Origin of the sequence: Pseudoduganella ginsengisoli, from assembly GCF_009720865.1 — a bacterium.
Classification (GTDB): domain Bacteria; phylum Pseudomonadota; class Gammaproteobacteria; order Burkholderiales; family Burkholderiaceae_D; genus Rugamonas; species Rugamonas ginsengisoli.
The window spans coordinates 267539-289600 of the sequence record NZ_WNLA01000002.1 but is presented as its reverse complement, the minus strand read 5'-3'; the positions used below and the strand labels follow the sequence as shown (position 1 = coordinate 289600).

General features: G+C 62.6%; 18 protein-coding genes. 14 read left to right on the top strand and 4 right to left on the bottom strand.

From position 1 onward, the window contains the following. Positions 1 to 2: 2 nt before the first annotated feature. The 3 genes from GM668_RS05955 (at position 3) to GM668_RS31570 (ending at position 6398) form a co-directional block, all read left to right on the top strand. The gene (locus GM668_RS05955) at positions 3 to 1214 is read left to right on the top strand and encodes an acetyl-CoA C-acyltransferase (RefSeq protein WP_155438012.1); all 1212 of its coding nucleotides are present in this window, start codon (positions 3 to 5) and stop codon (positions 1212 to 1214) included. Between the two features lie 88 nt (positions 1215 to 1302). Then, the gene (locus GM668_RS05950) at positions 1303 to 2262 is read left to right on the top strand and encodes a WD40/YVTN/BNR-like repeat-containing protein (RefSeq protein ID WP_155438011.1); all 960 of its coding nucleotides are present in this window, start codon (positions 1303 to 1305) and stop codon (positions 2260 to 2262) included. 32 nt (positions 2263 to 2294) lie between these two features. Next, on the top strand, positions 2295 to 6398 hold the full coding sequence (locus GM668_RS31570) for an efflux RND transporter permease subunit (RefSeq protein ID WP_308506813.1): 4104 nt from the start codon (positions 2295 to 2297) through the stop codon (positions 6396 to 6398). A gap of 283 nt (positions 6399 to 6681) precedes the next feature. Here GM668_RS31570 and GM668_RS05940 read toward each other — a convergent pair whose 3' ends face one another. Continuing rightward, complete coding sequence (locus GM668_RS05940) at positions 6682 to 7617, bottom strand: alpha/beta hydrolase (RefSeq protein WP_155438010.1); 936 nt, start codon at positions 7615 to 7617, stop codon at positions 6682 to 6684. Positions 7618 to 7793: 176 nt separating this feature from the next. Here GM668_RS05940 and GM668_RS05935 point away from each other — a divergent pair, with 176 nt between their 5' ends. Further along, complete coding sequence (locus GM668_RS05935; RefSeq protein ID WP_155438009.1) at positions 7794 to 8828, top strand: 3-ketosteroid-9-alpha-monooxygenase, oxygenase component; 1035 nt, start codon at positions 7794 to 7796, stop codon at positions 8826 to 8828. 26 nt (positions 8829 to 8854) lie between these two features. After that, complete coding sequence (locus tag GM668_RS05930) at positions 8855 to 10003, top strand: helix-turn-helix transcriptional regulator (protein WP_155438008.1); 1149 nt, start codon at positions 8855 to 8857, stop codon at positions 10001 to 10003. Between the two features lie 45 nt (positions 10004 to 10048). Here the strand turns inward: GM668_RS05930 and GM668_RS05925 are convergent, their stop codons facing one another. Further along, positions 10049 to 10471 (bottom strand): nuclear transport factor 2 family protein, encoded by a 423-nt coding sequence (locus tag GM668_RS05925; RefSeq protein WP_155438007.1) that lies wholly within the window; start codon positions 10469 to 10471, stop codon positions 10049 to 10051. Next, positions 10471 to 11298, bottom strand: coding sequence for an alpha/beta fold hydrolase (locus GM668_RS05920; protein ID WP_155438006.1), 828 nt, complete (start codon positions 11296 to 11298; stop codon positions 10471 to 10473). The genes GM668_RS05925 and GM668_RS05920 overlap by 1 nt, the downstream gene beginning before the upstream one ends. A gap of 127 nt (positions 11299 to 11425) precedes the next feature. Between GM668_RS05920 and GM668_RS05915 the strand changes: the two genes are divergently transcribed. The 9 genes from GM668_RS05915 to GM668_RS05875 all read left to right on the top strand — a co-directional run bounded on the left by GM668_RS05915 (position 11426) and on the right by GM668_RS05875 (position 21199). Further along, positions 11426 to 12202 (top strand): SDR family oxidoreductase, encoded by a 777-nt coding sequence (locus GM668_RS05915; RefSeq protein ID WP_155438005.1) that lies wholly within the window; start codon positions 11426 to 11428, stop codon positions 12200 to 12202. A 92-nt stretch (positions 12203 to 12294) separates the two neighbouring features. Further along, positions 12295 to 14016: a DUF1302 domain-containing protein gene (locus GM668_RS05910; protein ID WP_155438004.1), complete on the top strand. Its 1722-nt coding sequence runs from the start codon at positions 12295 to 12297 to the stop codon at positions 14014 to 14016. 14 nt (positions 14017 to 14030) lie between these two features. Continuing rightward, positions 14031 to 15413, top strand: a complete 1383-nt coding sequence (locus tag GM668_RS05905) for a DUF1329 domain-containing protein (RefSeq protein ID WP_155438003.1) — start codon at positions 14031 to 14033, stop codon at positions 15411 to 15413. Positions 15414 to 15423: 10 nt separating this feature from the next. Continuing rightward, positions 15424 to 16206, top strand: coding sequence for a fumarylacetoacetate hydrolase family protein (locus GM668_RS05900; protein ID WP_155438002.1), 783 nt, complete (start codon positions 15424 to 15426; stop codon positions 16204 to 16206). Positions 16207 to 16254: 48 nt separating this feature from the next. Then, the gene (locus GM668_RS05895) at positions 16255 to 17148 is read left to right on the top strand and encodes an acetaldehyde dehydrogenase (acetylating) (protein WP_371868647.1); all 894 of its coding nucleotides are present in this window, start codon (positions 16255 to 16257) and stop codon (positions 17146 to 17148) included. Further along, the gene (gene dmpG / locus GM668_RS05890; protein ID WP_155438000.1) at positions 17145 to 18182 is read left to right on the top strand and encodes a 4-hydroxy-2-oxovalerate aldolase; all 1038 of its coding nucleotides are present in this window, start codon (positions 17145 to 17147) and stop codon (positions 18180 to 18182) included. The genes GM668_RS05895 and dmpG overlap by 4 nt, the downstream gene beginning before the upstream one ends. Next, a complete protein-coding gene (locus GM668_RS05885; RefSeq protein WP_155437999.1) occupies positions 18182 to 18907 on the top strand; it encodes an EthD domain-containing protein in 726 nt (241 codons plus the stop codon). Before dmpG ends, GM668_RS05885 begins: the two co-directional genes overlap by 1 nt. Further along, positions 18904 to 19383 (top strand): nuclear transport factor 2 family protein, encoded by a 480-nt coding sequence (locus tag GM668_RS05880; protein ID WP_155437998.1) that lies wholly within the window; start codon positions 18904 to 18906, stop codon positions 19381 to 19383. Before GM668_RS05885 ends, GM668_RS05880 begins: the two co-directional genes overlap by 4 nt. 127 nt (positions 19384 to 19510) lie before the next feature. Further along, positions 19511 to 21199 (top strand): GGDEF domain-containing protein, encoded by a 1689-nt coding sequence (locus GM668_RS05875; protein WP_155437997.1) that lies wholly within the window; start codon positions 19511 to 19513, stop codon positions 21197 to 21199. Here GM668_RS05875 and GM668_RS05870 read toward each other — a convergent pair whose 3' ends face one another. Further along, the gene (locus GM668_RS05870; RefSeq protein WP_155437996.1) at positions 21200 to 22057 is read right to left on the bottom strand and encodes an SDR family NAD(P)-dependent oxidoreductase; all 858 of its coding nucleotides are present in this window, start codon (positions 22055 to 22057) and stop codon (positions 21200 to 21202) included. It lies immediately after the preceding gene. Between the last annotated feature and the right edge of the window lie 5 nt (positions 22058 to 22062).

Genomic DNA, 22062 nt, shown 5'->3' with positions numbered 1-22062 from the left:
CGATGCAAGAAGCAGTCATTGTTTCCACCGCCCGCACGCCGATCGGCAAGGCATTCCGCGGCGCGTTCAACGATACGGAAGCCCCCGCGCTGGGCGGCCACGTGATCCGGTCGGCGCTGGCGAAAGTGCCGGATATCGAAGCCCATGAAGTGGAAGATGTGCTGATGGGCGCCGCCGCGCAGCAGGGGACGCAGGGCTACAACATCGGCCGCCTGAGCGCCATTGCAGCGGGTTTGCCTGCCTGCGTGCCCGGCATGGCGCTGGACCGCATGTGTTCATCCGGCTTGATGGCAATTGCGTATGCGGCGAAATCCATCATGTGCGGCGAAATGGACATCGCCGTGGCAGGCGGTGTGGAATCCATCTCGCTGACGCAAAACAAGCACAAAAACACGTTCCGCAACCAGGCGCAGGCTGTGCTGGCCCATGATCCGGCAGCCTACATCCCCATGATCGAGACGGCGGAAATCGTCGCGCGCCGCTATGGCATAAGCCGCGCCGCGCAAGATGACTATGCTTTGCTGAGCCAGCAGCGCGTGGCCGCCGCCCAGCGCGCGGGATTGTTCGATGCGGAAATCGTACCGATGGCCAGCGTGCACCAGCTGTTTGACCGCGATGGCAACCCGAATGGCAGTGAAGTCATGACGCTGGTGCGCGATGAATGCGCGCGCAGTTCGACGGATGCGGCATCGCTGGCTGCATTAAAGCCCGTGTGGCACGGCGGGCAGTGGGTACAGCAGGGGGAATTCGTCACGGCGGGCAATGCGTCGCAGCTGGCGGACGGCGCGTCGGCCTGTGTACTGACCAGCGCCGCGCTGGCGCGCGCCCGTGGCCTGGCGCCGCTGGGAGCTTATCGGGGCATGGCAGTGGCGGGTTGCGCTTCCGATGAGATGGGGATCGGGCCGGTCTATGCGATTCCAAAGTTGTTAAAACGGCACGGCATGACAGTGGCGGATATCGGCTTGTGGGAATTGAACGAAGCGTTTGCCAGCCAGGTGTTGTATTGCCGCGACCAGCTGGGCATACCTGGCGACCGGTTGAACGTCAATGGCGGGGCGATTGCGATGGGGCATCCATTTGGCATGTCCGGCTCGCGGCTGGCCGGGCATGCACTGCTGGAAGGGCGGCGCCGGGGCGTCCGGCATGTGGTGGTCACCATGTGCATCGGCGGCGGCATGGGGGCGGCCGCACTGTTCGAAGTGTTGTCGCCATAGTCCAAAGTGACGATGTTGCGAGGGCCGAATCGCAGTGTACTAAGCATATGAAAAACGCAGCCGCAGAGCTGCCCAGGAGACAACTATCATGAATTCTCTGCGTCGCGCCAGCCTGGCGCTGGCCATCGCCGTCGCGGCGGGCGCGGTCTACGCGTTCGCCATGCGTCCCCATCCCGTCTTTGCCGCTACCGCCGTGCGGGCCGACCGTTTGCACGTGAATGCGCTGGCGCATGCGGGCCAGCGCGTCGTGGCAGTGGGCGAGGCGGGCCATATCCTGTATTCCGATGACGGCGGCCGCCAGTGGCGCGATGCCGTGGTGGACAGGCAGCCCGGTTCCACGCTGACGCAAGTGGCGTTCAGCGATGCCCGCCATGGCCTGGCGGTGGGCCACGACGGCGTTGTGCTGGGCACGGACGACGGCGGCGAACACTGGCAACAGCTGCGTTTCGACACGGAACATACGGACCCGCTGCTGGACGTGGCGCTGCGCAGCGATGGCAGCGCGCTGGCCGTCGGCAGTTTTGGGCGCTTTCTCATATCGAAAGATGGCGGCAGCCAGTGGCAGCCGGCCGCCACGCCACCTGCCATCGGCGACGGCCATGCGAATGCGCTGGTGCGCAGCGCTGGAAACGCCATGCTGCTGGCAGGTGAAGCAGGCATGCTGCACCGGTCCAATGACGGCGGCGCGACGTGGGAACAACTGGCCTTGCCCTATAAAGGTTCGCTGTTTGGCGGGCTCGCATTGAAAGACGGCGCGTGGCTGGTCTTCGGCATGCGCGGCCACGTGTTCCGCAGTGCAGATTTCGGCACGACGTGGGAAGCCGTGGACACAGGCTTGCCGACATCCTATTTCGGCGGCGCGCAACTGAACGATGGCCGCGTGGTGCTGGCCGGGCAGGGCGGTGCGGTCGTGCTGTCCGCCGATGGCGGAAAAACCTTCCGCATCCACCGGGTTGGCGGACGCGCCAGCCTTGCTGCTGTGGCGGAAGCAGGCGATGGCCACGTGCTGCTGGCCGGCGAAGCGGGTATTACGCGCGAAGCGCTGTAACGCGATTTGAACCATTTTTTGCGAGAGACACCATGAGCCAGTCCTCATCTTCCCGCCTGGGCGCCTTGATCCGCGCCTGCAGCACGGCGTTGCTGCGTCACCGTTTTATCCTGCTGTGCCTGTTCTTGCTGGCCACCGTGGCCCTGGGCTTTTCCGCCACCCGTGTGCGGCTCGATCCCGGCTTTGCCAAGACTGTCCCGCTGCAGCACCCGTACATGCAGACTTATACGGAATTTGCGCGCCAGTTTGCCGGCGCCAACCGCATCCAGGTCAGCCTGCGCTGGCGGGGCGAAGGCGATATCTATAACGCGCAATTCCTTGCCGCGCTGCGTGAAGCCACGGATGACGTATTCTTCGTGCCGGGTGTCGTGCGCAGCCGCGTGGCGTCGCTGTTCACACCCAACACCCGCTATACGGAAGTCACGGAAGCGGGCTTTTATGGCGACGTCGTGGTGCCGGCCCGCTTTTCGGGTTTGCCGGATGAACTGGCGCTGGTGCGCACCAACGTGGCGCGCTCCGGCCAGATCGGGCAGCTGGTATCGAATGATTTGAAGTCTGCCATGGTGCAGGCGGAGTTGCTGGAAACGGATCCCGCTACCGGCAAGAAACTCGATTACGTGGACGTGGCGCGCCGCCTGGAGCAATTGCGCGCCAAATACGCGGCCCGCAATATCGACGTGAATATCACCGGCTTTTCCAAAGTCATTGGCGACGTGATGGAAGGGATCAACGGCGTGCTGGGTTTCTTTGCCGTGGCGTTTGCCGTGACGGCGTTGCTGCTGCTGGCCTATACACGCTCGCTGCGCATGAGCGCGCTGGCGCTGGCCGTGGCGCTGATGCCGGTGATCTGGCTGTTGGGCATCTTGCCGCTGATAGGCTTTGGCATAGACCCGATGTCCATCCTCGTACCATTCCTGATTTTCTCCATCGGCGTGTCGCATGCCGTGCAAATGACGAATGCGTGGCGCCAGGCAGTGCACGGCGGCGCCGGCCGCCGCCAGGCAGCCGCCGATGCGTTCAGCGCGCTGTTCGTACCGGGCACGCTGGCGTTGCTGACCAATGCGCTGGGCTTCCTTGTCATCATGTCGATTGACATCGCCATCGTGCGCGAACTGGGCGTGACGGCATGCATCGGCGTGCTGCTGATGATATTGACGAACAAGATGTTCTTGCCGGTACTGCTGTCGTACACGAGCGAGCGCGCCGCCGGTCCCGCGCCGGACCAGCGCGCCGGCCGCAGTGCGTTCTGGTGGACCATGTCCGCCGCGGCATCGCCCCGCGTGGCGCCATGGGTGATGGCGGCATGCGCCGTGCTGCTGGGCGCAGGCGCTTACGGCGCGCGCAGCCTGCACATCGGCGACATCGGTTCCGGCGCGCCGGAATTGCGTGCGGATTCCCGCTACAACCGTGACCATGCGGCCATCGGCAGCCAGTACAACGTCGGTTCCGACGTGCTGTCCGTGATTGCCGTTGCCGGCGGGGATACGCAAACGGCGGACGCCTGCCTGCGATATCCCGTCATGAGCGCCATCGAGCGCTTTGAAATTTACATGCGCGGCGTGGCCGGTGTGCGGTCCGTGGTCAGCGTGCCGTCGCTGGCAAAGGTGACAATAGGCGCTTACAACGAAGGCAGCCCGCGCTGGCAAGCGTTGCCGCGCACCAGCGCCGGCTTGCAGCAGGGCGCACGCAGTTTCAATCCGGACGACGGCATGAACACGGAAAACTGCAAGGCGATCCAGGTACTGATTTACACGGACAACCATGAAGGCGCGACCATTGCGCACGTGGTGTCGGAAGTGAAAGCATTTATTGCTTCCGGTGGCGCGCAACCCGTGCAATTGCGCCTGGCCAGCGGTGACGTTGGGGTGATGGCCGCCACCAATGAAGCCGTGGAACAGGCGGAAGTGGGCATGCTGCTGGCGATTTTTGGCGCGATTACCGTGTTGTGCCTGTTGACGTTCCGTTCCTGGCAAGCCGTGTTGTGCATCATCGTGCCGCTGGCGCTGGTGTCCGTGCTGTGTAATGCGCTGATGCCGCTGCTGGGCATCGGCTTGAAAGTGTCGACGTTGCCGGTGGTGGCGCTGGGTGTCGGCGTCGGCGTTGACTATGGCATTTATCTGTATGAGCGCATTGCGCACCAGATGCAGGTGGAACGGCAAGACTTCCGTACGGCGTTTTATGAAGCGATGCGCCAGCGCGGTACAGCGGCCGTGTTCACGGCTGTCACCATGTCGCTTGGCGTGGCCACGTGGACGTTCTCTGCGCTGAAATTCCAGGCTGATATGGGCGTGCTGCTGGCGTTCATGTTCCTCGTGAATGTGCTGGGGTCGATTTTCCTGTTGCCTGCGCTGGCGGCGGGCCTGCTGTCGCAGCACCGCGTGCCGGCGCCGCCTGGCGAGCGTGCCGCTGCAGGGCATGAGCCGGACGTCATAGTTGTGGGTTCTGGCGGCGGCGCGATGCTGGCGGCGATCCGTGCGGCGGATAACGGCTTGTCCGTGCTGGTGGTGGAAAAATGCTCGCAATATGGCGGCACCACGGCGATATCCGGCGGCGGTATCTGGATACCCAATAACCACCTGGGCGAACAGGCCGGCGCCAACGACAGTTTCGAAGAAGCGTTGACCTACGTGCATGCGTGCGTGGCGCCGCATTTTAACGAATCACGGGTCAAAGCTTACCTGCATGCCGGCCCGCGCCTGGTGCGCTACCTGCATGAGCGCACGCGGGTACGCTTCACGGCATTGCCCCATTACGCGGATTATTTCCAGCACAAGCCTTGCGCGAAACCAGGCTTCCGCTCGCTCGACCCGGCGCCGTTCGATGCGGCGCAGCTGGGTGAAGATTTCCTGCTGCAGCGCCCCCCGCTGGGTGCGACGCTGATTGGCGGCCGCCTGTCGATGACGCAGACGGAAGCGCGCCTGATCCTGGGCAAGCATCCGGGCTGGATAGGCAAATTGCTGACAATCGTGCTGCGCTACGCGTTCGACTTGCCGTGGCGGATGCGCCACCCGGCCGACCGCCGTTTGACCTTGGGCGCCGCGCTGGTGGCTGGCCTGCGCGCATCGCTGCGCGACCGTGGCGTGCCGCTGTGGCTTGATACGCCGTTGACCAGCCTGGTTTACGAGGACGGCAAGGTGGCGGGCGTCGTCGTGCAGCGGGAAGGCAAACCGTTGAAAATCAGGGCGCGCCGTGGCGTGATCCTGGCGGCGGGCGGCTTTGAATGGAACCAGCGCATGCGTGAACAATACCTGCCGCAGCCGACGCGCGCCGAGTGGAGCGTGACGCCGCCCCATGCCAACACGGGCGACGCGATACGCGCCAGCCAGGCCGTGGGCGCGAAGCTGGATTTGATGGGCTATATGTGGGGCGTTCCCGCCATCGAGGTGCCGGGCATGCCGCATACGCACCCGCTATTCGTTGAGCGCTCGCTGCCGGGGTGCGTGATCGTCGATGCGGCAGGCAAGCGCTTTGCCAATGAAAACCTCGCATATTCGGAACTGGTGCAAACCATGTATGCGCGGGCAGAGCAGGGCCATGCTTCGGCGGTGCCTGCATGGATCGTATTTGATGCACGGTTCCGCAAGCAGTATCCGTGCGGTCCTGTGCTGCCGGGATCTGTGATGCCGGACAACCGCCTGCCGCCCGCTTTGAAGCAAGTGCTGCACAAGGCGGATACCTTGCAAGCATTGGCGCAGCAAATCGGCGTCGATGCGGCCGGGCTGCAGGCCAGCGTGGACAACATGAACCGCTATGCGGCCAATGGCGCCGATGAAGAATTCGGCAAGGGCGACAATGCGTTCGATACGTATTACGGTGATATCAGCGTCAAGCCGAATCCATGCCTGGCGCCGCTGGTGCAGGGGCCGTTCTACGCGATCAGGCTGGTGCCGGGCGATATCGGCACCAAGGGCGGCATGGTGACGGATATCCACGCCCGCGTGCTGGGGCAGGATGGTACGGCGATTCCGGGCCTGTATGCAATTGGCAACTGCAGCGCGGCCGTGATGGGCACGACTTATCCGGGCGCGGGTTCTACGATCGGCCCGGCAATGGTGTTTGGCATGCTGGCGGCGGACCATGTGGCTGGTGTGGCGCAGGTTGCAGCGCAGCTTGCAGATATGGCTGAAGCGCCGTAACGCCCGCAGGGGAATGTCTTCCCCATCGGCGCCAGCGTTGCTGTTTGCACTGGCTGGCGCCGCTTCCTTCTGGCAGTTTTGCCGGATTTGCTGCCTTTCCAGCTGGCTCGGGGCGTATTTGCTTTGGAAGATGGCGGGTTTTCGGTTGCCGGTGGATTGGCAGGGGGCGCGATCGTACGATTTAGTAAAACCCGAAAAGGCGAGGGATAGCCCCCTCGCGCCCTTTGGCTGGGAATGCGGAAGGCCGTGCCCTCCGCTCATAGGCGTTGCGGATGGATGGGCTTCAGCCCAGCAGCGCCTTCTTGACCTCCGCCGCCCCCACTGCCACCGCTTCATCCGCAGCGGCTAGCACGCCCACCATGCTGGCAAAGCCGTGGAACAAGCCTTCCCAGCTGCGCAGCGTGACCGGCACACCGGCTGCCCGCAAGCGTTCCGCATATTGCCAGCCTTCGTCATGCAAAGGATCGCATTGCGCCAGCAGCACGGTAGCGGCGGGCAAGCCGGCCACTGACGATGCCAGGCCCGGAGCGGCGCGGGCATCCGCACGGGCCTCCACCGATGGCGCGTACTGTTTCCAAAACCACTTCATCAAGCCGGCCGTCAGCAAATACCCGTCTGCATACGCATTGTAAGACGGCGTGCCGCAACCGCTATCGAGCACCGGATAAAACAGCAGTTGGTGCGCAATCGCAGGCAATTCCAGCGCGGGATCCAGCGCCTGCTGCGCGCAGGCTGCCGCCAGGTTACCGCCCGCGCTGTCGCCCGCCACGGCCAGCCGCGTAGCATCGATGCCAAACGACGCGCCTTGTACAGCCACCCAGCGCAGTGCGGCGCAGGCGTCATCCAGCGCCGCAGGGAACACGGCTTCCGGCGCCAGCCGGTAATCCACCGACAGCACTGCGCACCCCGACAGCCGGGCAAGGCGCCGGCAAATATTGTCATGCGAATCCACACTGCACGCGACCCAGCCGCCGCCGTGGAAAAACACGATGCATGGCAGCGTAACGCCAGGCTGCGGGTGGTACAGGCGCGCGTTTATGGGACCCGCGGGCCCTGGCAGCGAACATTCCGCCACGCGGGCCACGTGTTCATTCAGTGGAACCGGTTGCATTTGCGCGACACCTGCGCGGTAATCTGCGCCGCGCAAGGCTGCATAGTCAGGCTGGGGCAGGCTGGCATACATGGCCAGTATTGCCTGCACTTGGGGATCGGTAGACATGGGAACTCCAGAAAAATAGGGACGGCCATGGTCCGCGGCGCGGACGGGCTGGTTGCACTATCGGTCCCCAGGCGTCCCCGGGCATCGTCCATAAAGACGATGCCGCAAGGCTGCCAAATTCGTACTTTGTCACCATGAGCGTGAAAGACGCGACATATAAAAAAGGAGACATCAGCATGGCAAAGGTATACAAGATCGAGGCAGCCCCCATCAACAACCGCTATGCGCGCGGCTGGCATTGCCTGGGACTGGCCGACGGCTACAAGGATGGCAAGCCGCATACATTGAACATTTTTGGCCGCCGCCTGGTGGCTTACCAGGGCGAGTCCGGCAAGCTGCACATCCTGGACAGCTATTGCCCCCACATGGGCGCGGATTTGAGCCAGGGCCAGGTCAAAGGCGATACGCTGGCTTGCCCATTCCACGACTGGCGCTGGTCCGGCGATGGTTCGTGCAGCGAAATCCCGTATTGCAAACGCGTGCCGCCGAAAGCCCGCATCGGCGCGTGGCCGACGATGGAGCAAAACAAGCTGCTGTTCGTGTGGAACGACCCGGAAGGCAATCCTGCGCCGGATGAAGTAGCGATCCCCCGCATCGATGCGGCGTTCTCGGACGAGTGGACCGACTGGGTTATCGACCGCATGGTTATCAACACCAACTGCCGCGAATTGATCGACAACGTGGCGGATATGGCGCACTTCGGCCAGGTACACGGTGCGCAAGTGGTGAGTTTCCACAACCGTTTCGAAGCCCACGAGGCAGAGCAGGTGATGGTCAGCCGCAGCCCGCGCCTGTCGGCGGACGGTATCCTGACCAGCACCGCCACGTATTACGGCCCGTCGTACCAGATCACCGTCATGAAGGGCGAAATGAATGGCTATCCCGTCGATTCCATTTTGTTGAATTGCCACGTGCCGATCAACCTGGATAGTTTCGAATTGCGTTTCGGCGTCATGGTGCGCAAATTCCCCGGGTTGAATGAACAACAAAACCACGAAGCAGCCATGCAATACGTGAAATTGGCGCAAGAAGCGTTCTATGAGGATGTTGCAATCTGGCATAATAAAACGCGCATCGACAACCCTCTGCTGTGCGAAGCGGACGGTCCGGTGTACCAGTTGCGCGAATGGTATGCGCAGTTTTATACCGATGCCGCGCAGGTGCCGCCGCACATAGGCGAGCGCCGCATCTTTGAAGCGAAGCTGGCCTGAGCGCGGGCTGCCAGCTGAGGGGCAATATGAAGAACGCTGTCGCCACCTTCCCGCTGGAGAAATTCAGCGAAATCACCGCATCCATTTATGATGGCTTGCTGGAGCCCGTCCCCTGGGAAAAGTGCCTGATGGGGTTGCGCAATTTGCTGGATGCGAATTACGTGACCCTGATCCTGCGCCAGCCCAGAGTGGGGGACCACGGCATGATGGTCAATGTCGGTGACGTCACCACAGAGGGTCTTATTTCCTACAACAGCCATTTCTTTGCGATGGACCCGTTTGTCGGCCTGCCGGGCGACCGCATGGTGACGATCAACGACATCCTGGATGAAAAAGCATGGATGGCGTCGCCGTTTTACCAGGAGTTCCTGAAGCCGTATGACGTGCACCGCCTGATGGGTGCTGACATCCATACGGCCGATGGCGGTGAATGCCGCCTGCGCGTGTGCCGTGGCCATGGCGCGCCGAACTTCACCAGCGCGGACAAGGAATTGTGCGGCCTGCTGCTGCCGCACTTCAAGCGCGCCGTGCATTTCCACGGCAAGCTTGATCTCGCGGAGTCGGAGCGCCGCCTGTATGCGGGCGCGATGGACCGCCTGATGGTGGCCACCATCATCCTCGACAGGAATGGCCGCGTGCTGAAGACCAACAAGCAGGCCGATGAATTGCTGGCGTCCGCTGACGGCATGCGCCTGGTAGGCAATATGCCGCACGCAACGCATGCCGGCGGCAACCGCGAGTTGCAGCGCCTGATCAAGCACGCGCTGGACAACTACGGCATGGCGCGCCGCACGGCCGTGGTGGAAGCCATTTCCATTGAACGGCATTCAGGCAAGCGCAATCTCGGCGTCGTCGTGCATAGCGTGCCGCCCAGCGAGTGGTCGGAAGGCGCCAGCAGTCCCGCTGCCGCCATCTATATCCGCGACCCGGAAGGGAAAGCGGAAGCGCCGGTCGATATCGTGCGGCAGCTGTTCAGCTTTACGCCTGCTGAAGCAGCGCTGGCGGTGCAGCTGGCCAATGGCTTGTCGCTGGAAGATGCGGCGCTGGAACTGGGGATACGCAGGAATACTGCCCGTGCGCACTTGCGGGCGATTTTCTCGAAGACCGATGTGACGCGGCAGACTGAATTGGTGCGGCTGCTGTTGAACAGCGTCGCCAATATGGGGATCCGTTGATACATTTGCTGGGGACAGGTCCGCCAGGGCCTGTCCCCACACCCCTTACTCCACCGACTGCGCATCCCAAAACGCCCGCAGCCGCCTGATCTTCCCCTGCCCATCAAACTGGAAATTATCAATAATCCGCAACGTCGCCTTGCCGGCCCCTGCAAACTCGACGTGCAAGTTAAACACGGCCACCGCCTCATCGCCGCACACGGTCAACCGCACCAGTTCCGGCTCGAACTTCGCATGCGGCCCTTCAGCCCTGGCCCAGAACGCCAGCAGCGCCGCCTTGCCCACGACAGGCGCGGCCCCAACCGGGTCTTCCAGCACCACGTCGTCGGCAAACAAATTCGCCCGCGCCATCGCATCGCCGCTATGCCAGCTGTGCAAATAAGCCCGCACGCCCGCTTCCACTTGTGCGGCAGGCACAGTCGCGGTAATCCCCTGCAGCATTTGCCGCATCATGTCCTTAATCATCATTACTCCTCAAAGAAAGCCAGGCATTCACGGTTGAATAATTCGCGGTGTTCCACCATGACCCAGTGGCCGCAGCGGTTGATCAGCAGGCAGCGCGCCTCTGGGCAATGGTCGAGCAGCTTGTGCGCGCCGGATACGGGGTTGAACCGGTCGCCCGTGCCCCAGAACGCCAGCACCGGGCAAGCCAGTTCGTGCAAGCGCTCCGTCATGTTCGGCACGCGCATGGTGGACAGCACGGTGGTTGGCTGGCTGTCGGCCACCGGCAAGCGCTCGGCAATCAATTCATCCGTGATGTGGGCGGGATCGGCCACCAGCAGCGACATCAGCCCGCGCATGTTGGCGTCATCGAGCTGGCGCCCGGCAAACAGCTTCACCATTTGCTGAATGCCTTCCATGGCGAAATACGTGTCGCGTTCTTCCACACCGCCCGGCGCCATCAGCACCAGCCTGGCCACGTCGGATGGATAGTCCAGCGCGTACTTGATGGCGATGGCGCCGCCCAGCGAATTACCAATGAGGATGCAGCGGCGGATGTCCAGTTCCTGCAACAGTTCGCGCAGTGCGCCGACAAAATAGTCCAGCACATATTCCGCATCGGCGGGTTTCGACGACAAGCCATAGCCCGGCAAATCCGGCACGATCACGCGGTGGCCATGCGCCGCAAACACAGGATAGTTGTGCTTGAAATTGCTGTAGCCGCTGGCGCCAGGGCCGCTGCCGTGCAGGAAAACCACAGGTAAGCCGCCGCTGCCGGCTTCGTGGTAATGCACCGTCAGGCCACTGCGCAATTGCACGTGGCGCCCAACAGGAATAGGGGAATCAGATGTCATGGAGTTGCTCCGTTTGCCATAGGTGAACCACATCGTCGCGCAATGAAAACCATGCAGCATCGTCCCTTCAGACTAAGACGGCAGCCCCTGATTTTTCTACCATCGCAACTTTCAGGGAGCGCTACGCATGAACACTCACAACGACTATTCCGGCCACGTGGTACTGGTCACCGGCGGCACGCGCGGCATCGGGCGCGCGATTGCTTTAGCCTTTTTGCAACAGGGCGCAACTGTCTATGTGTGCGGCAGAAAGCAGCCGGAACAAGCGATTGCCCATGGCGGCAGGACAGCGCAATTCATTGCCGCCGATGTGCGCGATGCGGAACAGGCGGCCGCCATGGTGGACGCCATTGCGCAGCGCCACGGCCGCCTCGACATCCTCGTCAACAATGCAGGCGGCAGCCCGCACGTGCCGGCAGCCGACGCGTCGCCGCGCCTGTCCGCTTCCATCATTGCGCTGAACTTGACCGCGCCGCTATTGCTGGCGCAGAGCGCCCATGCGCACATGCGGGAGCAGGGCGGCGTGATCCTGTTTATCGGCAGCGTCAGCGCATTGCGGCCGTCGCCCGGCACGGCGGCATATGGCGCAGCCAAGGCGGGCATCGTCAACCTCGTGCGCTCGCTGGCTGTCGAGTGGGCGCCCAAGGTGCGCGTGGCAGCCGTCAGCCCGGGGCTGGTGCTGACGGACGAGGCGCTGCAGCACTACGGCGATGAAAAAGGATTGAAAGCCATAGGCGCCACGATCCCCATGGGGCGGCTGGCGCAGCCTGAAGAAGTTGCTGCCGCATGCCTGTACCTGGCATCACCCGCCGCAGCCTATGCCAGCGGCTGCAACCTGGTGCTTGACGGCGGCGGCGAACGCCCCGCGTTCCTTGCCGCAGCCAATCCGCACAGCACAACTTGACTAGTCCATTCAGCCGATGTTGGCAGCCCGCCAAAAATCAACACTGAACTCAATGCTGCAAGACCTTAAACAAAAACACGAGGAGACAAAGCATGAAAAGTACGACCAGGGCCGTGCCACCAGCGAAGCTTCGCTTGATTGCACAAGCAGCCATGCTGGCAGCGTGTGCGCCAGTTTTGGCAGCCCCCACCATCAACCTGGGCGATGAAGCCACGCTGGATTTCAATGCAACGCTGAACTATGGCGTTGCCATGCGCACCAAGGCGCCCAGCGCTGCATTGATCAATGGCCCGGTTGGCGCGGCAGGCTTGCCAGCCACTATCAACTCGGATGACGGCGACCGCAATTTCAAGCGCCACAGCCTGACGGAAAACCGTCTCAGCGCACTGCTGGAAGGCGATGTGAAATATCAGAACCTGGGCCTGTTCGCACGCGCCAGCATGTTCTATGACAATGTCTACAACCGCCGCAACGACAACGACGCGCCATCGACCGTCAACCATGGCGGCGATCCGCAATCGTTCACGGAAGGCGCGCGCGACTATGCGGGCCGTCGCGCCCGCATGCTGGACGTGTATGCCTATGGGGCCTTCACGCCAGGCGACACAAAGCTGAACCTGCGCGCAGGCCAGCAAGTGGTGCAGTGGGGCGAAGCGCTGTATTTCCCGAATATCGCCGGCGCGCAGGCGCCTGCCGACGCGACGAAATCCAGCGTGGCCGGCGCGGAAGTCAAAGACATCCTGCTGCCAACGGGCCAGGTGTCGGCGCAGTGGGCGATTACCCCGTCGTTCAGCGCGATGGCGTATTACCAGTACAAATACAAGCCAACGGAAGTATCGCCAGCCGGCACGTATTTCAGCTACGCGGACATGATCGGCCCGGGCGCGGACCGCATCTACGTGATGGCCAACCCGCTGTTGGCCAATCCCGCCACTGCGGCATTGCCAGGCTTGCCGATGATGCTGGCGGCAACGCGCGGCCCCGATATCCGTCCATCGGACCGTGGCCAGTTCGGCATAGGCGCGCGCTTCCGCCCTGAAGCCGGTACGGAACTGGGCCTGTACTACCTGCGCTACCACGACAAGAACCCGTCCGTGCAAATGAACTTCGGCATCGCCACCTTGTATCCGGGATTGCCGCAAGCGGGTATTCCCGCCATCACGTCGGCGGCGCTGCCGCCTGCTTACCAGTTCCTGCCGACCACGTACCAGGTCAAGTATTTCGACGGCATCCACCTGGCGGGCGCCACATTCTCCACGCAAGTGATGGGCATCAGCCTCGCCGGTGAATTGAGCCGCCGCAGCGGCGCGCCTGTGCTGGTCAATACGCCGGCCGGTCCGGTGTCGTCGCGTTCAACGTCGTGGCAGGGGCAAGTCTCCGCCATCAAGGCCATAGAAAAAACCGTGTTGGCCGATTCCATGATCCTGGTGGCGGAAGTGGGCGTGCATAGAGCCGGCAGCGTCGATGCGTTGACCATCGCCGGTACCCAATACAGCCAATTGGCCGCGACGAAATCTTCATGGGGCTACGTGGTGGGGCCAACGCTGAGCTACCAAAACGTGTTTGGCGGCTGGGACATGGACATGCCGGTCACGTTCCAGCACCTGGTGCGCGGCGTGCCAGCCGTGGCGGGCAGTTTTGGCGCGCTGACGGGCAAGGGAGACAAGCGCCTCAGCGTGGGCGTGACGTTCCGCTACCTGAGCAACCTGGAAGTAGGCGCCGCCTATAACGCATTCCTGGGCGGCAGCGACGCGGCCCTGCGTCCGCTGGGCGACCGCAATTACATCAGCTTTAACGTGAAGTATCGCTTTTAAGTCGGGAGATCGTCATGCATAGCAAATTCAAATCATTCGCCCTGTGCGCCGCTGCAGTTGCCATATCTTTCAGCGCCCACGCTTCCACGCCGGAAGAAATCAAGGCGCTGGGCACGACCCTGACGCCGCTGGGTGCGGAAAAGGAAGGCAACAAGGATGGCAGCATTCCCGCTTATTCCGGCAAGTGGCTGGGCGTGCCTCCCGGCGTGCATTTCCAGGGCACGGGCAACATCCACCCGGATCCGTACCCGAATGAAAAGCCGCTGTTCACCATCACGGCGCAAAACATGGCGCAATATGCGGAGCGCCTGAGCGACGGCCAGAAAGCCCTGTTCAAGCGTTATCCGGCCACGTTCCGCGTGCCGGTCTATCCCAGCCACCGCGACTTCCGCTATCCGGACAAGGTGATTGCCAACGTCAAGGAAAACGCCGCCAACGCGACGCTGGCCAATGGCGGCCTGACGCTTTCCGGTGCGTTTGCCGGCCCGGCATTCCCGTTGCCGAAAACCGGCCTGGAACTGTTCTGGAACACGCAGACCGTGTACCGCGCCAACAATGAAATCGCCATTTACGACCAAGCCGTCGTCTACCCGGACGGCAACAAGGCGTGGGGCCGCACGAATTACCGCATGATGGCCATGTTCAACAACATCAACATGGACCGCAAGGCTGTGCTGGACCGCGGCGCAAGCGGCCCGTCGAACTACTTCCTGACCAATACGATTTTGCCGGAGCGGGAAAAAGGTACGATCAACGTCGGCTTTGAAACCAACGACTTCGCCAGCCATCCGCGCCAGACGTGGAGCTACAACCCGGGCACGCGCCGCGTGCGCCAGGCGCCGGAATTCGGTTTCGACCAGCCATTCGGCCCCGGCGGTTTCCACACGGTCGATGAAGACCGCCTGTTCAACGGTTCGCCGGAACGCTATGACTGGAAAATCGTCGGCAAGCGTGAAATGTACATCCCTTACCACGCCAACCGTCTCGATGACACCAGCGTCAAGTACGACACCATGCTGGCCAAGGGCCACTTGAATCCCGACTTGATGCGCTATGAATTGCACCGCGTGTGGGTATTGGAAGGCAAAGTCAAGACCGGCATGCGCCACCTGTATGCGCGCCGCGTCATGTACGTGGATGAAGATACGTGGAATGCCGTGATGGCCGACCACTACGACTCGCGCGGCGAATTGTGGCGCGTGGCGATGGTGAACCTCGTGTATGCGTATGAATTGCAGGCTTACCACGCCCGCGTCACTGTGTACCACGACCTGGTGTCCGGCGCGTACATGGCAGACCGCCTGACCAACCAGCAGCCGAAAGCGGCCCGCATCAACACGGGCGAACTGAAAGCTTCCGACTACACGCCGGACGCGGCCCGCCAGTCCGGCCTGTAAGGAAAAAGCAATGATCAGCAATCAGCAGCTCGACGCCATCGGCGATCGCCTGTACGAAGCGTGGCAAGCCCGCATGCCGCTGGACCCGCCCAGCGCCACGCACGCTCTCACCATCGATGACGCGTACCGCATCCAGCAGCGCATGGTGGCGCGCCGCATCGGCCAGGGCGAAACCGTGATCGGCAAGAAGATCGGCGTCACCAGCAAGGCCGTGCAAGACATGCTGGACGTGCGCCAGCCGGACTTCGGCATCCTGCTGTCCGGCATGGCGTATGCGGACGGCGCAGCGATTCCCATCGATACGCTGATCCAGCCGCGCGCGGAAGGAGAAATCGCGTTCTTCCTCAAGGAACGCCTGCAGGGTCCCGGCGTCACGGCACAGCAGGTGCTGGCCGCCACCCGCAGCGTGGCAGCCTGTTTTGAAATCGTCGATTCGCGCGTGCAGGACTGGCGCATCCGCATTGCCGATACGGTGGCGGATAACGCGTCATGCGGCGTGTTCGCCATCGGCGCGGAACGGGTATCGCCGCAAGGGCTGGACTTGGCCGGCTGCGCGATGACGATAGAGAAGAACGGCGAAGCCGTCGCCACCGGCATTGGCGCCGCAGCGCTGGGCCACCCGGCCGAAGCGGTGGCATGGCTGGCCAATGAATTGGGCAGGCGGGGCATCGCGCTGGAAGCGGGGGAGCCGATTTTATCGGGCTCGCTGGCCGTGCTGGTGCCCGTGAAGGCGGGTGACGCGCTGTCCGTGCGGATTGAAGGCATCGGCGCCTGCGCCGTGTCGTTTGTATAGAAAACATGGGTGCCGGGCCTTCAGGCCGGGCTCCCACATATAGGAAACATTATGATGAAGATCAGATGTGCGCTGATCGGGCCAGGCAATATTGGCACCGACTTGCTGTATAAATTGCGCCGCAGCCCGTGGCTGGAACCTGTGTGGATGGTGGGTATCGATGCCGCGTCCGACGGTTTGAAGCGCGCCGCGGAGATGGGCCTGAAAACCACGGCGGAAGGTGTCGATGGCTTGCTGCCGCACGTAAAGGAAGACAATATCCAGATTGCGTTCGACGCAACGTCCGCTTACGTCCATGCGGAAAATTCGCGCAAGCTCAATGCGCTGGGCGTCATGATGATCGACTTGACTCCCGCCGCAATCGGCCCGTTCTGCGTGCCGCCCGTGAATCTTTCGCAAGAGCTGGGCGGTAATGCGCTGAACGTCAACATGGTGACGTGCGGCGGCCAGGCGACTATCCCGATGGTGGCGGCCGTATCCCGCGTGCAGGCCGTCGACTATGCGGAAATTGTCGCCACGACGTCGTCGCGCTCGGTCGGCCCCGGCACGCGCGCCAACATTGACGAATTCACCCGCACGACGGCAGCCGCCGTGGAGCAGGTGGGCGGCGCCGCGAAGGGTAAAGCCATCATTGTCATCAACCCTGCCGAACCGCCGATGATCATGCGCGATACGGTGCACTGCCTGGTGCAGGGCGAGCCGCAAGTGGAAGCCATCACGGCGTCGATCCACGCGATGATCAGGGAAGTGCAGCACTATGTACCGGGCTACCGTCTGGTCAATGGTCCCATTTTTGACGGGCAGCGCGTATCCGTCTTCCTGGAAGTGGAAGGCTTGGGCGACTACCTGCCGAAATATGCGGGCAACCTGGACATCATGACAGCTGCCGCAGCCCGCACGGCGGAACTGTATGCGCAATCGATACTGCAGGAGGCAGCATGAGCAAGACCATTACGTTGCATGACATGACCTTGCGCGATGGTATGCACCCGAAGCGCCATCAAATGACCCTCGACCAGATGAAGACAGTGGCGCAAGCCCTTGATGAAGCAGGCATGCCGCTGATTGAAGTCACGCACGGCGATGGCCTGGGCGGTTCGTCCGTCAATTACGGTTTCCCCATGCACAGCGATGAAGAATACCTGGGCGCCGTGATTCCACTGATGAAGCGCGCGAAGGTGTCGGCGCTGCTGTTGCCGGGCATCGGCACAGTCGACCATTTGCGCATGGCCTACGAGCTGGGCGTGTCCACCATCCGTGTGGCGACGCACTGCACGGAAGCGGACGTCTCGCAGCAGCACATTGCCCATGCGCGCAAGCTGGGCATGGATACGGTGGGTTTCCTGATGATGGCCCACATGGCGCCGCCGGAAAAGCTGCTGGAACAGGCGCTGCTGATGGAAAGCTATGGCGCGAACTGCATTTATTGCACGGATTCGGCAGGCTACATGCTGACGGAAGACGTCAAGGCCCGTATCGGCCTGCTGCGCGAAAAACTCAAGCCGGAAACGGAGCTGGGCTTCCATGCGCACCACAACCTGGCCATGGGTATTGCCAATTCGCTGACGGCCATTGAATACGGCGCCAACCGCATCGATGCCGCGGCGGCAGGACTGGGCGCCGGCGCCGGTAATACGCCGATGGAAGTGCTGGTGGCCGTCTGTCACCGCATGGGTATGGCAACGGGTGTGGATTTGTACAAGATCCAGGATGCGGCCGAAGACCTGGTGGTGCCGATGATGGATTTCCCCATCCGTATCGACCGCGATGCGCTGACACTGGGCTATGCCGGCGTTTATGGCTCCTTCCTGCTGTTTGCAAAACGCGCGGAACAGCGCTACGGCGTGCCGGCCCGCGACATCCTCGTGGAGATGGGCCGCCGCGGCATGGTGGGCGGCCAGGAAGACATGATTGAAGATACGGCGCTGACGATGGCGCGTGAACGCGGCATCGATGTGCAAAGGCGGGCCGCCTGATGGAAAAGGTCATCTATACGCTGTGGCGCGATCCGCGCACCAGTGCGGAAGCGTTCGCCGCGACAATCCGGGGCGAACTGGCGCAGCAGTTGCTGGCGCTGGGCGCGCGCGGCGTGCAAGCCAATGTGTGCGATGAAGCGGTATTGCCTGCCGCGGCGCTGCGCCAGGTGCAAACGCAGCCGGCCATTGCAGGCGCCGTATCGGTGTGGCTGGACAGCGCCAATGCCGCATTCCGCAAGCCGTTTGATGAAGCCGTGGCGGCAGTGGTCAGCCATATGGCGGCTTACCTTGTGTCGGAATCGGAACCTATCAAGAACACGCGTTATCCGGCCCGCGAAGGCGAGCGCACGGCCGGCTTTTCACAGCTGGCCTTCCTCAGCGTGCCGCCGCGCCTGACGCCTGGCGCATGGCTCGATATCTGGCATGGCCACCACACGCAAGTGGCGATCGATACGCAAGATAACTTCCAGTACGTGCAAAACTTTGTCGTGCGGCCCTTGACGTACGGGGCGCCGCGCTATTCCGCCATCGTCGAAGAATGCTTTCCGCAAGCGGCCATGACGGACATGCATGCGTTCTTCAATGCGATTGGCGACACCGACAAGTTCAAGCGCAACCTGGACATGATGATGGATTCGTGCAGCCGTTTCATCGACTTCGACAAGATCGACGTGGTGCCGACCAGCCAGTACCTGGTGCGCCGGCCACATTGGGAGGCAGCATGACGGATTTCACCGAACGCATCGCGCGGCTGGAAGCCGTGGAAGCCATCCGCCAGTTGAAAGCCCGCTATTTCCACAGTTGCGACAGCAAAAATCCCGCAGGCATGCGCGCCTGTTTCGTAGCGGGACCGGTGGATATCGATTACGGCGCATTGGGCCGTTTCACGGACCGCGACGCGCTGGTACAGCTATTCACGCAGCTGGGCTGCCACCCGCATATCGTGGAAATGCACCATGGCGCAAATCCCGACATCACGATCATCGACAGCGATAACGCGCGCGGCACGTGGAGCCTGCATTACCAGCAAATCGACACGGTGAAGCAGACCGTCACGCAATTCGGCGCTTGCTATGACGATGCGTACCGGCGTGAAGACGGCGTGTGGAAAATCAGCGCCACGCGCTGCCAGGTCACGTCGTGCGCGGTACTGTCGATTGCCGATGGCGTACCACGGGTACTGCATGCCGGCGCCGGGTAGTTCCTATCAGGAAGCAATCAATGTGGTAGGATCAGGAATGATTAAAGATTTGCCGGCCCGCTTTTATTAAACTGGCATTGTTTCCGCTGCGGCGCCGCAGCGGAGCGGGCGGGCAGCTTGTGTTCTTATGAAGATCCTGCTCCGCATCTTCGTCGCCATGCTGCTGGCCTGTGCCGGGCACCCGGCATGGGCTGGCGCCAGTGCAGTCGCCGGCGGCGTGGACTTGATGCACCGGGGCGGCGTCATTTATCAGGCCCATGGCGCCGGGGACACGATGTTTCCCGCCAACGCAGCGGAGATTGAGGACTGGCGCCGCTCCCATTTACCGGTAAAGCAAGTCAGCATGTTTGGCGGCGCCTATTGGCTGGTGGCCGAAGTGCGCAATGACACGCCGGATACGGACTGGGTACTGGTGCCGGGCAGCGTCATGATACGCCGCGTGGACGTGCGCATTTACAGCAGCGACGGGACGATCCAGCAATTCGACGCCGGTTACGAGGCCGATTATCAATATGCGCTGCACTACGGTAAGCGCATCCGGCTGGAGCCCGGCGCCGGCGCCACCATCGTCATCCATACCGACAGTCCGTTTTACCGCGCGCCGCCTGCCGTGCGCTTATTTACTGAACCGGCCTACCGCCACCTGGTCTCCGTGGAAAACATGCTGAGCCTCGGCGCGCTGGGGGCGCTGGCCGCGCTGGCGCTGTTCAACCTGTTCGTGCACATGATGCGGCCGGACCGTGCGACCTTGTTTTACGCGCTGTACCTGTTGCTGTACATGGTGGCATGGGCACAGGAATTCCTGCTGCCGGCGCAGATACTAGGCTGGCACGACATGCGCTGGCTGTATGTGCCGTTCTTCCTGCTGCCGATTCCCAATACCGTGTTTTACGTGGAATTCCTGCAACTGAAAAAACATTTCCCCAAGCTGGCCCGTATCAGCCGCATCAACTATGTATTGCCGCTGTTGCTGCTGCCCAGCGTCTTGCTTGCGCTGCCGTATGCGCCATTCCTCGCTACGCTAACCATCAGCGTTTGGCTGACGATCGCGCTGGCCAGCGGCATTGCGTGCCTGAGGGCGGGCAACCGGCAAGCGCGCTATTTTGTACTGGCGTTTGTCGCGCTGCTGCTGCCCGCGTGCCTGATCTTGCCCAGCAATTTCGGCCTGGTGCCGCCGCCTGTCAACAATCCGGAATTGCTGACCTTATTGGGCGGCACCATGGATGCCGTGCTGCTGGCGTTCGCGCTGGCCCATAAGCTGCGCCAGCTGGCAGTGGAAAAAGACCGGGCGCTGAGGCGGCTGAACGAATCGATCATCCAGGCGCAAACCGACCATTTGACGGGCATCTTCAACCGCCATGCGTTCGATGAACAGCTGGCGCAGCGCTTCGACGCGCAGCGCACGGAACTGGTGGTATTGCTGCTGGACCTGGATGGCTTGAAAGCCGTGAATGACCGCGACGGCCACACTCGTGGCGATGCGCTGCTGCGGGCCTTTGCGCAGGGGCTGGCGCAATTGACGCGTGAAGGCGTGTCGGTATTTCGCCTGGGCGGCGATGAATTCACCATCCTGGCGCGCAGGGACGACGTGGATGTATTGCTGGCGGGGTTGCAGACCATTGAATTGGCGCTGCGTGTCGATGGATTTACGCAAGCCGGCGCCAGCGTGGGCTGGGCTGCCGCTGCGGAAGCCGCATCGCGCGAAGCCATGGTGGCGCTGGCGGACCAGCGCATGTATGAACACAAGACGTCGCGCCGGCGCGCCCGCGCCGGCGATCCACACTCTCACAGGGCGGCGGGCGCGCTCAGCGCCTGATTACTCGACAATGGCGGGATGCGCTTGCACGGGACCCCCCAGCAAGGACCTGTGCGACGGCGGCTGTTTGCCATCGAGGTCGCGGATGCCATAGGCTTGCGCCTGTTCCGCGACGATCAGCACCTGGCCGGACTTGTCCATGCGCTGCGGGTCGCTGTGCAGCGCTGCAATCACCATGCCGGTAAATTGCGGGCTTTCCGCCATGGGCTCGAACGCCGCATACTTGTCCGGTTCACGCTCCCACACGGCCCTGGTGCGTTCGGTTTTCAATGGCCCCATCCACAGCGACACGCACGCCACGTTATGGGGCCGCAAATCCACCGCCATATCCTTGGCAAACTTGTCGATGCCGGATTTTTGCGCGCCATAGGCCGGGCCGTGCATATAGCAGCTGGCGCCAAATGACGACGTAAACACGATCAGGCCCTTGCCGGATGCGATCAGCAGCGGCGCCGCATAATGGCTGGCGACATAGCCGGAGCGCAAGCCCACGTCGAGGATTTCGACCAGCGCCAGCGGCTTTTCCCAGAACGGGCCTTTGTCGATCAGGCAGTCGTGCAGGAACGTGGCATTGTTGACAAGGATGTCGAGCTTGCCGTGGCCGCGCTTGACACGCTCGAACAATGCGGCCACTTGCGCATCGTCAGCATGGTCGCATGCGACGGCAATGCCGGTCCCGCCGGCTTGCGTGATTTCCGCTGCCGTGGCGTGGATGGTGCCGGGCAGGGCGGCATCGCCTTCCTGCTGCGAGCGGCCCGTCACGTAGACGATCGCGCCTTGCGCGGCCAACGCCAAAGCAATGCCTTTGCCTGCGCCGCGCGATGCGCCGGTAACGACAGCAATCAATGGTTGTGCCATATGCT

What these genes read in the sequence shown, in the direction of transcription:
- GM668_RS05925 (WP_155438007.1), bottom strand. Translation starts at nt 10,471, where the DNA reads ATGATGATTAAGGACATGATGCGGCAAATGCTGCAGGGGATTACCGCG.
- GM668_RS05930 (WP_155438008.1), top strand. Translation starts at nt 8,855, where the DNA reads ATGAAGAACGCTGTCGCCACCTTCCCGCTGGAGAAATTCAGCGAAATC.
- GM668_RS05915 (WP_155438005.1), top strand. Translation starts at nt 11,426, where the DNA reads ATGAACACTCACAACGACTATTCCGGCCACGTGGTACTGGTCACCGGC.
- GM668_RS05905 (WP_155438003.1), top strand. Translation starts at nt 14,031, where the DNA reads ATGCATAGCAAATTCAAATCATTCGCCCTGTGCGCCGCTGCAGTTGCC.
- GM668_RS05875 (WP_155437997.1), top strand. Translation starts at nt 19,511, where the DNA reads ATGAAGATCCTGCTCCGCATCTTCGTCGCCATGCTGCTGGCCTGTGCC.
- GM668_RS31570 (WP_308506813.1), top strand. Translation starts at nt 2,295, where the DNA reads ATGAGCCAGTCCTCATCTTCCCGCCTGGGCGCCTTGATCCGCGCCTGC.
- GM668_RS05935 (WP_155438009.1), top strand. Translation starts at nt 7,794, where the DNA reads ATGGCAAAGGTATACAAGATCGAGGCAGCCCCCATCAACAACCGCTAT.
- GM668_RS05870 (WP_155437996.1), bottom strand. Translation starts at nt 22,057, where the DNA reads ATGGCACAACCATTGATTGCTGTCGTTACCGGCGCATCGCGCGGCGCA.
- GM668_RS05955 (WP_155438012.1), top strand. Translation starts at nt 3, where the DNA reads ATGCAAGAAGCAGTCATTGTTTCCACCGCCCGCACGCCGATCGGCAAG.
- GM668_RS05880 (WP_155437998.1), top strand. Translation starts at nt 18,904, where the DNA reads ATGACGGATTTCACCGAACGCATCGCGCGGCTGGAAGCCGTGGAAGCC.
- dmpG (WP_155438000.1), top strand. Translation starts at nt 17,145, where the DNA reads ATGAGCAAGACCATTACGTTGCATGACATGACCTTGCGCGATGGTATG.
- GM668_RS05900 (WP_155438002.1), top strand. Translation starts at nt 15,424, where the DNA reads ATGATCAGCAATCAGCAGCTCGACGCCATCGGCGATCGCCTGTACGAA.
- GM668_RS05920 (WP_155438006.1), bottom strand. Translation starts at nt 11,298, where the DNA reads ATGACATCTGATTCCCCTATTCCTGTTGGGCGCCACGTGCAATTGCGC.
- GM668_RS05940 (WP_155438010.1), bottom strand. Translation starts at nt 7,617, where the DNA reads ATGTCTACCGATCCCCAAGTGCAGGCAATACTGGCCATGTATGCCAGC.
- GM668_RS05950 (WP_155438011.1), top strand. Translation starts at nt 1,303, where the DNA reads ATGAATTCTCTGCGTCGCGCCAGCCTGGCGCTGGCCATCGCCGTCGCG.
- GM668_RS05885 (WP_155437999.1), top strand. Translation starts at nt 18,182, where the DNA reads ATGGAAAAGGTCATCTATACGCTGTGGCGCGATCCGCGCACCAGTGCG.
- GM668_RS05910 (WP_155438004.1), top strand. Translation starts at nt 12,295, where the DNA reads ATGAAAAGTACGACCAGGGCCGTGCCACCAGCGAAGCTTCGCTTGATT.